The organism is Psychromonas sp. (genome assembly GCF_983033635.1).
Map to the genome: position 1 here is coordinate 1 of NZ_CEZLMY010000015.1, position 8079 is coordinate 8079.

General features: G+C 36.8%; 7 protein-coding genes. 3 read left to right on the forward strand and 4 right to left on the reverse strand.

The window, feature by feature from the left end; genetic code table 11:
- The 4 genes from AC4GME_RS03525 to trhP form a co-directional block, all read right to left on the reverse strand.
- A partial coding sequence (locus AC4GME_RS03525; protein ID WP_490379019.1) for an ABC transporter substrate-binding protein occupies positions 1-1287 on the reverse strand: 1287 nt, incomplete at its 3' end.
- Positions 1288-1396: 109 nt separating this feature from the next.
- Positions 1397-2728 carry an MATE family efflux transporter gene (locus AC4GME_RS03530; protein WP_490377943.1) on the reverse strand — a complete coding sequence of 444 codons (1332 nt, stop codon included), beginning with the start codon at positions 2726-2728 and terminating at the stop codon, positions 1397-1399.
- A 25-nt stretch (positions 2729-2753) separates the two neighbouring features.
- Positions 2754-3002 (reverse strand): YfhL family 4Fe-4S dicluster ferredoxin, encoded by a 249-nt coding sequence (locus tag AC4GME_RS03535; protein ID WP_490379020.1) that lies wholly within the window; start codon positions 3000-3002, stop codon positions 2754-2756.
- Between the two features lie 2 nt (positions 3003-3004).
- Positions 3005-4351 carry a prephenate-dependent tRNA uridine(34) hydroxylase TrhP gene (gene trhP, locus AC4GME_RS03540; protein ID WP_490377342.1) on the reverse strand — a complete coding sequence of 449 codons (1347 nt, stop codon included), beginning with the start codon at positions 4349-4351 and terminating at the stop codon, positions 3005-3007.
- A 338-nt stretch (positions 4352-4689) separates the two neighbouring features.
- On the opposite strand from trhP, the gene proQ reads away from it, so the two are divergent.
- From proQ to AC4GME_RS03555, 3 genes are all read left to right on the forward strand, one after another.
- Positions 4690-5313: an RNA chaperone ProQ gene (gene proQ / locus AC4GME_RS03545; RefSeq protein WP_490377341.1), complete on the forward strand. Its 624-nt coding sequence runs from the start codon at positions 4690-4692 to the stop codon at positions 5311-5313.
- Positions 5314-5325: 12 nt separating this feature from the next.
- Complete coding sequence (gene prc, locus AC4GME_RS03550) at positions 5326-7320, forward strand: carboxy terminal-processing peptidase (RefSeq protein WP_490377340.1); 1995 nt, start codon at positions 5326-5328, stop codon at positions 7318-7320.
- A gap of 118 nt (positions 7321-7438) precedes the next feature.
- Positions 7439-8079: AMP-binding protein (locus AC4GME_RS03555; protein WP_490379021.1), on the forward strand; the 641-nt coding region annotated here is incomplete at its 3' end.

Sequence of the window (8079 nt, forward strand, 5' to 3'; positions counted from 1 at the left end):
AATTCCTGTTAAGTAAGTGTCATAATTACCGGAAGCTAAACGCATTTCAAGTTCAGAATGAGGTAAAGATATAATCTCACTGCTTACTCCTATATCGAATAAGTTTGCTTGAATTAACTCAGCTGTTTTATGAGAATTGGGATTGAAAACCGAATGATCAATTGGCGTTAGAATAGTGATAATGTTGTTAAAATCAAAACCATTTTCTTTTAGCATCTGCAATGCTAATTGAGGGGTGTATTGTAGTTCAGCCGATCTTGGATTATATGCCCAGGATTGTTTTGCCAATAATGTATCTGTTGCTGTTGCACTTTTAAAAAAAACTGCATTGACAATAGTCTTTTGATCAATTGCATAACTTAATGCTTGACGAATTTCTTTCTGTTTAAATGGTTTTTTTACACTGTTAAAGGACCATAATGCAACATTGGCTGTAGGTATACTGCTAAGTACCACACTCGGGTTTACACTCATTGTATTTAACTGGCTTGGCGCAGGATAAGTCATAATATCGCACTCTCCAGATAATAACTTTGCGTAACGCTTGGTATTATTGGGTGTTACATCAAAAATCAGGTTTGTGATAGTGGGCCTGCCACCCCAATATTGAGGATGAGAAAGATAGCGAGTGATACCTTTTATCTCATAATTTTTAAACTTATATGGTCCTGTACCAATGGGATAAAAATCAATTCGCTCCGGGTGACCTTTAGATAACAGGTTTTGTGCATATTGTTCAGAGTGAATAACCCCATAGTGTGCAGCCAAATTTGCTAACAGGGTGACATCTGCTTTGTTTAAAATAAATTTGACGGTGTAGTCATCAATTTTAATAATATCAGCCACTAAATTTGTAAATGGATGGTTAAAAAAGTAACTGTCAGTCACACGGTTTACAGAGTGAAAAGGGTGATCTTTATCTAACATTCGTTGAAAGCTGAAAATCACATCATCTGCATTAAAAAAACGAGTTGGAGTGAAATAATCTGTTTGGTGAAAATTAACATCTTTACGCAAGAAAAAAGTATAACTTGATTTGTTGTCGTTTTGTTGCCAATGCGTTGCCAAGTCAGGTATAAATTGCTTTGTGATTGGATCTATTTTAACTAAGCGGTTGTATAACTGGTGAGTTGTAGCATCCAGCGTAGAAATGTCGTGGCTAATTTGAGGGTTAAATGATTGTGGCGTATTTTCAGGACAATAGATCAAACTGTCTGTAAGAGTAGATTCGTTTTTGTAACATCCACTTAATAGCAGTGTAATTGTAAAAGCAAATAAAAAGCGCATGATAAAATCAATTATTCCATTTGAAATGAGTGTAAATTATTTACTTATTAGAGCAATAATACAGATAATTATTAATAACATAGATCAATAAGTTGAAGTTTGATCGCTATTAAATGTGTCGTTCTTCGATGATTTTCATAACTTTGCGTGTTAACAGTAACGCTATCAAGCCAAAAACAATACTACCAGCGGCCTGACCGTACAAAATCCCCGGGGCGTTATAATAAAAGGCACCGAGTGTGACAAATGGGATTGTACCTAGTGTCATTTTACCAACATTGAGCAGTGTCGCATATTTTGCATATCCTAAATTATTTAAAAATGCCATCGCAACAAACATTATGCCTGTAAAAATAAAAGTTATTGAGATGTACTGACAAAAAATTCGTATGATTTCAGCCGTCTTATGTTCAGCATTAAACAGATCAACCACAATATCCTGCCCCATAGATAATAGAAGGGAAATTACTAAGGTGTAGCTAATAATGAATTTCATCGATTGATTTAATACTTCTCGAACACGACCATATTGTAATGCGCCGTAATTCTGCCCAATAATTGGACCTACTGCGCCAGAAAGAGCAAACATCATACCAAATGCAACTGGAATTAAACGACCTATAATTGCCCATCCGGCGATATAGTCAGTGCCAAATTTTGCAACTTCATAAGTCACATATAAGTTTCCTAATGGGGTGGCAATCTGGGTGAACATTGCTGGAAAAGCGATATTAGATATGCCGCTAATATTTGGCCAGAAATTAACTAATTTAAAACGAGTGAACATTTTGTACTTAAAGAATACAAAATAGAATCCTATCGCAAGTACTGTACAACGGGAAATGACAGAAGCTATTGCTGCACCTTGAAGATCCAATTTAAACACAAAAATAAGGAGCGGATCGAGCAATGCATTAATGATGCCTCCACCTAATGTTGCATACATTGCATGTTTAGCATCCCCTAAACTACGTAAAGTGGCACCCATTTGCATCGCTAATGCCAAGATAGGTAAGGAAGGTAAAATGATTCTTAGGTAGATAATTGCTTCGCTAAGCTCTTCACCTTTAGCACCAATTTGGATTAATATTTCTGGAGTGAAGTAATAAAATAGAACAGCTATAAATGTAGTGAAACAAAACGCATATAAGGAAATATAAGCGACCTGATTTCGTGCTTGTTGTTTGTTATGCTGGCCAATTGATTTAGATACTTGGGCACTGTTGACGGTAACCAGACCAATACTGATAGCAGTAGTGAAAAATAAAATTGCACTCGCATAACCGATAGCGGCTGTCAGTGCAGAATTCCCCAATAAGCTTATAAAATAGATATCTGCTAGATCAACCATAAACAGCGCACTAATACCTAGGGCATTAGTCGCTGACATGGTCATCACATGTTTAATTATTGAGCCTTGTAAAAACTTTGCTTGTGTCATCTGTAACCTGGATATAGTTGCTCTATTAGGTGCTATGCATCTCAGCAAACTTATCTAATAGTTGTTCTTCACTTTCAATATGGTTGGGATCAACAATGATGCAGTTAATCGGACAGACTTCAATACAGGTTGGTTTTTCATAAAAACCAACACATTCAGTACATAAATCGGGATCTATTTCATAAATTTCCGCACCAAAAGTGATCGCTTCATTCGGACATTCCGGATCGCACATATCACAATTTATGCAGTTTTCTTTTATTAATAATGCCATATTTATTTATTGTGCGGGTTGCGTGTATTTGCACCCGAATTTAGATTGCGCATCAGTAAACCATGACTAAGGTCGATCTCTTTCGGTACCGGCATATATAGAATATGGCCAGAGCCTGGTGCTACATCGACAAGCTCACCCTTGCGCGTTTGTAATTGTTCTAAAGTAAAATTCAGATTACCTTGTGGCGTCATTAGTTCGAGTTTATCTCCGACTAAAAATTTGTTTTTTACGGTAACTTCTGCCAGACCATTTTCATTTCTGCCTGTCATTTCACCAACAAATTGTTGTGTATCACTTATTGAATAACCGTAATCATAATTCTGATATTCATCATGAGTATGACGACTTAAAAAACCTTCGGTATAACCACGATGAGCAAGGTTTTCCAAGGTACCCATAAGTTTCGGATCAAAAGGGCGACCTGCAATGGCATCATCCATCGCTTTACGATAAACCTGTGCGGTACGTGCGCAGTAATAAAAACTTTTGGTGCGACCTTCAATTTTTAGAGATTGCACGCCGATTTTTAATAAACGTTCAACATGTTGAATGGCACGCAAATCTTTTGAATTCATAATGTAGGTGCCGTGTTCATCTTCAAATGCCGGCATGTATTCATTAGGGCGGCCTTGCTCTTGTAACAGGAACATTTGGTCAGTGGGTTTACCTTTACCTAATGTTGGGTCTGGACGTTGGATAGCAACGATGTCGCCCGTTTCATTTTCTTTTGCTTCATGAGCATCGTATTTCCAGCGACATGAGTTAGTGCAAGTCCCTTGATTAGGATCGCGTTTATTGATGTAACCAGATAATAAACAGCGTCCAGAGTACGCCATACATAGAGCACCATGAACAAAGACTTCAATCTCAATGTCCGGGCAGTGCTGGCGAATATCTTCAATTTCATCGAGTGATAATTCACGTGATAAAATAACACGTTCAATGCCTTGTTTTTCCCAGAACTTAACACTTGCCCAGTTGACGGCATTCGCTTGCACGCTAAGGTGTACCGGCATTTCAGGAAATGCTTCCCTAACCATCATAATTAGACCAGGATCTGACATAATTAATGCATCTGGTTTTAAATCAACAACCGGTTTCATATCGCGGATAAATGTCTTTAATTTTGAATTATGCGGTTGGATATTGCATACCACATAGAGTTTTTTACCTTGGCTATGTGCTTCATCGATACCGATTTTTAGCTTTTCAATATTAAATTCATTATTACGTACACGCAGTGAATAACGCGGTTGCCCTGCATAAACTGCATCTGCGCCATATGCAAATGCATAACGCATATTTTTAAGTGTGCCAGCTGGTGAAAGTAGTTCTGGAGTCATAATTATTCTCTTCTGATATCAAGTCAGGGCAATACTAATAACAAAGCATCTTTTAAATTGCGAAATGTAAATTTTCAAGTGGCTTGCTATTAACTGTATTGCAGGGCGGCGAAGTTTACTCGTTTTTATGAGAAAGGGATAGTATTGACCTAATCTGTTTCGCAATATTTTTAATAAAACAGTCGATTATTAGCCGGTTAAGCAACTAAAATGATAAGAGTGCTTAAATTAAGTTTCACATTTGATTAACGCAGCTTTATAATATGGCAATATTTTGAATTTCAAATGATTTAACAGATCATTTTATCGTCTGATGTCAGACATTAATAATTAGGTTTTACATGGAAATCACTGAAAAATTTACAAACAACAAACAAATTATCACTTTTTTAACTGAGCAGTTTCCTTTATGTTTTACAGCTGGCAGTAATGAAGCGAAACCATTAAAAATTGGACTTTTTCAAGAACTCGCCGCACGTTTAGAAGGTGATGAGCGCGTCAGTAAAACTCAACTCCGCGGTGCTTTACGTCAATACACATTAAGCTGGCGTTACCTTCACTGTATTAAACAGTCAGTAAAACGTGTTGATCTTGATGGTAATGAAGGTGATGACGTGTCTGCAGAACATGCTGAACACGCTTTAAAAACGCTAAAAGAAAGTAAAGAAAAAGCGTTTGCACATAAGAAAAAAGCATCAGCTGAAGCCGCGCCTAAACGAGCAGCAAAAAAAGTAAATGTGCCAACTCGTGCTAAAAAAGCAGTTGCTAAAAAAGAGAAAGTAGAAGATTTGAGTAACTTTAAAGAAGCAGTTCATGCGGAACTTAAATTAACTCAAGCTGTCAAAGTACTTTTAGGGCAATCTCCGGTTTCAGGTGTTGTCGTTGAAATCATGAAGGATGATGTTCAGGTGCAACTTGATTCTGGAATGACAGTAAAAGTTAAAGCAAAACATCTAATTGTATAAAAAGGTACATTAATGAATAAATTTTTTCGCCATGTTTTAGTTGCTGCAAGTACATTATATATAGGTATTTCTTTTGCTGTTCCTGCTAGTTTTGAGATAAAAGATATCCCTCAACTAGAACAGCAAGTTCAACATGCCAAAGTGGCGAAAAGAGTGAGTGATCTATTTAGTCGCTCTCATTATAAATTTATTCCGCTTGATGATGCTCTTTCACAAAAAGTGTTTGAGCGTTATATCGAACAACTTGATTACAACAAACAAATCTTCATGCAGAGTGATATTGATGCTTTAAAAGCTTATCAATTCTCTTTTGATGATAATTTAAAATCAGGACAGTTGGATCCCGCCTATCATATTTATCAACTAAATTTAACGCGTCGTTATGAGCGCTACAATTATGCATTGTCTCTTTTAGATGAGGAGATAAAGTTTAACAAAACTGATGAATATCAGTTTGATCGCAGTGAAGCCGCTTGGGCACTCGATAGCATTCAGCTTGATAAACTCTGGCAAAAAAAGGTTAAATCTGATGCTCTAGTACTTAAATTAGGCGGTAAAAAATGGCCTGAAATTAAAGAACAATTAAGCAAAAGATACAATGTTGCAATTAAGCATTTAGTGCAGACTGAAAGTGAAGATGTGTTCCAGAACTTTATGAATGCCTACTCGCGTACCATTGAGCCCCATACCAGTTACCTGTCAGCAAGAAATGCCGAACGGTTCAAAATGGAAATGAATTTATCATTAGAAGGTATTGGTGCTGTTCTACAACTTGAAGATGATTACACCGTCGTAAGAAGTCTAGTCCCAGGGGGACCCGCAGAGCGTTCTAAACAGATCTTTAAAGATGATAAAATCATTGGTGTTGGTCAAGATGGTGAAAAAGTTATCGATGTTATCGGTTGGCGATTAGATGATATTGTAGATTTAATTAAAGGTCCGAAAGGCACCAAAGTTCAATTACAAATTCTATCGGGTAAAGCGGGTGATAAAAATCATGTTGTAGAGATAGTAAGAGAGCAGATTCATCTTGAAGACCGTGAGGCTAAATCATCAGTTGAAACAATTGACGGTAAAAAAATTGGCGTAATCACAATTCCTAGTTTTTACATGAAATTAAGTGAAGATGTTGATAAAGAGCTAACTGCATTAGCAAAAGAAAATGTACAAGGGATCATTGTTGATTTACGCAATAACGGTGGTGGTGCTTTAAGCGAAGCGACTTTGCTAACCGGTTTATTTATTCCGTCTGGGCCTGTTGTTCAGGTGCGAGACAGTCGCAATCAGATACTGGTTCATGAAGATGAAAATAAAGTGCTAAGTTATGATGGTCCATTAACTGTTTTAATAAACCGTAATAGTGCATCCGCATCTGAAATTTTTGCAGCTGCCTTACAGGATTACGGACGCGCAATTGTTATTGGAGAACAAAGTTTCGGTAAAGGTACTGTTCAACAACATCGCCGCATCTCCCGTTTTTATGATGACGCCCCTGAAACTATCGGTTCTGTTCAATACACCATTGCAAAATTCTATCGAATTAATGGTGGCAGTACACAACATAAAGGTGTTATACCCGATATTGTATTTCCAAGTGCCATTGACCACCAAGATACCGGTGAGAGTTTAGAGAAAAATGCATTGCCATGGGACAATATAAAATCTGCTTCCTATCAATCTATAAATGATGTGCAACGCGATGTTAAGAAACTGACTGTAAAACATCAGAAACGAATCATAAATGAGATAGAGTTTACTTACCTGCTTAGTGATATTGAAGAATATCGTAAAGAAAAAGATGAGACTGTTATTTCTCTTGATGAAAAGGAACGCGTTAAATTACGTGAAGAAAATGAGCAACGCGCACTGCAGCGAAGTAATGAGCGTTTGCAGCGTGCTGGTTTAGAAGAGATTAAATCAATGGATGATCTGCCTGATGACTTTGAAGCGATCGATGCATTTTTAATTGAAGCAGCAACAATTACCTTAGACTACGCACAGTTATAATATTTATATGCAAACTGTTTGAGTATATTCATAACAGTCAGGCCGGCTAATTAGTCGGTCTTTTTTTTGCCTACCTTTTTACCTGTATTTAAAAGTCAAAATCCAAAGAGAGTAAACAATGTTTAGACCCTGGTTCGATAAATATCCTGATAACGTAAATCCTCAACTTGATGACGCGCAGTATTCATCACTTGTTGAACTGATTGAAGATAGTTTTAAGGAATATGCTAATCATTGCGCCTTTATCAATATGGATAAACAACTTAGTTTTGCTCAGTTAGATAACTCATCTAAAGCCGTTGCTACTTATCTGCAGCAAACTTTAAAGCTACAACAAGGGGATCGTGTTGCTATTATGATGCCCAATTTATTACAGTATCCGATTGTCCTTTTAGGGATCCTTCGAGCAGGTATGACAGTGGTAAATATTAATCCGCTTTATACAGCCACAGAGCTTAAGCATCAATTAAGTGATTCAGGGGCTAAAGCTATTTTTATTATTTCAAATTTTGCCAAAACACTCGAGCAGGTTGTTGATACAAGTGAAATTGAACATGTTATTTTAAGCCGCATTGGCGATGAGTTAACTTTGTTAAAAAGAAATTTGCTTAATTTTGTCATTAGTTATGTAAAAAAAATGGTGCCGAAATATAGATTACCCAATGCTCATTCATACCGAGCATGTTTAAAGATGGGGAAAAAAGGGCAGTATATCCGCCCCATTATAAATGCCGATGATGTTGCTTTTATTCAATATAC

Excerpts from the sequence above, each read along its gene's own strand:
- AC4GME_RS03530 (WP_490377943.1), bottom strand. The coding sequence starts at position 2,728 with ATGACACAAGCAAAGTTTTTACAAGGCTCAATAATTAAACATGTGATG.
- AC4GME_RS03535 (WP_490379020.1), bottom strand. The coding sequence starts at position 3,002 with ATGGCATTATTAATAAAAGAAAACTGCATAAATTGTGATATGTGCGAT.
- proQ (WP_490377341.1), top strand. The coding sequence starts at position 4,690 with ATGGAAATCACTGAAAAATTTACAAACAACAAACAAATTATCACTTTT.
- prc (WP_490377340.1), top strand. The coding sequence starts at position 5,326 with ATGAATAAATTTTTTCGCCATGTTTTAGTTGCTGCAAGTACATTATAT.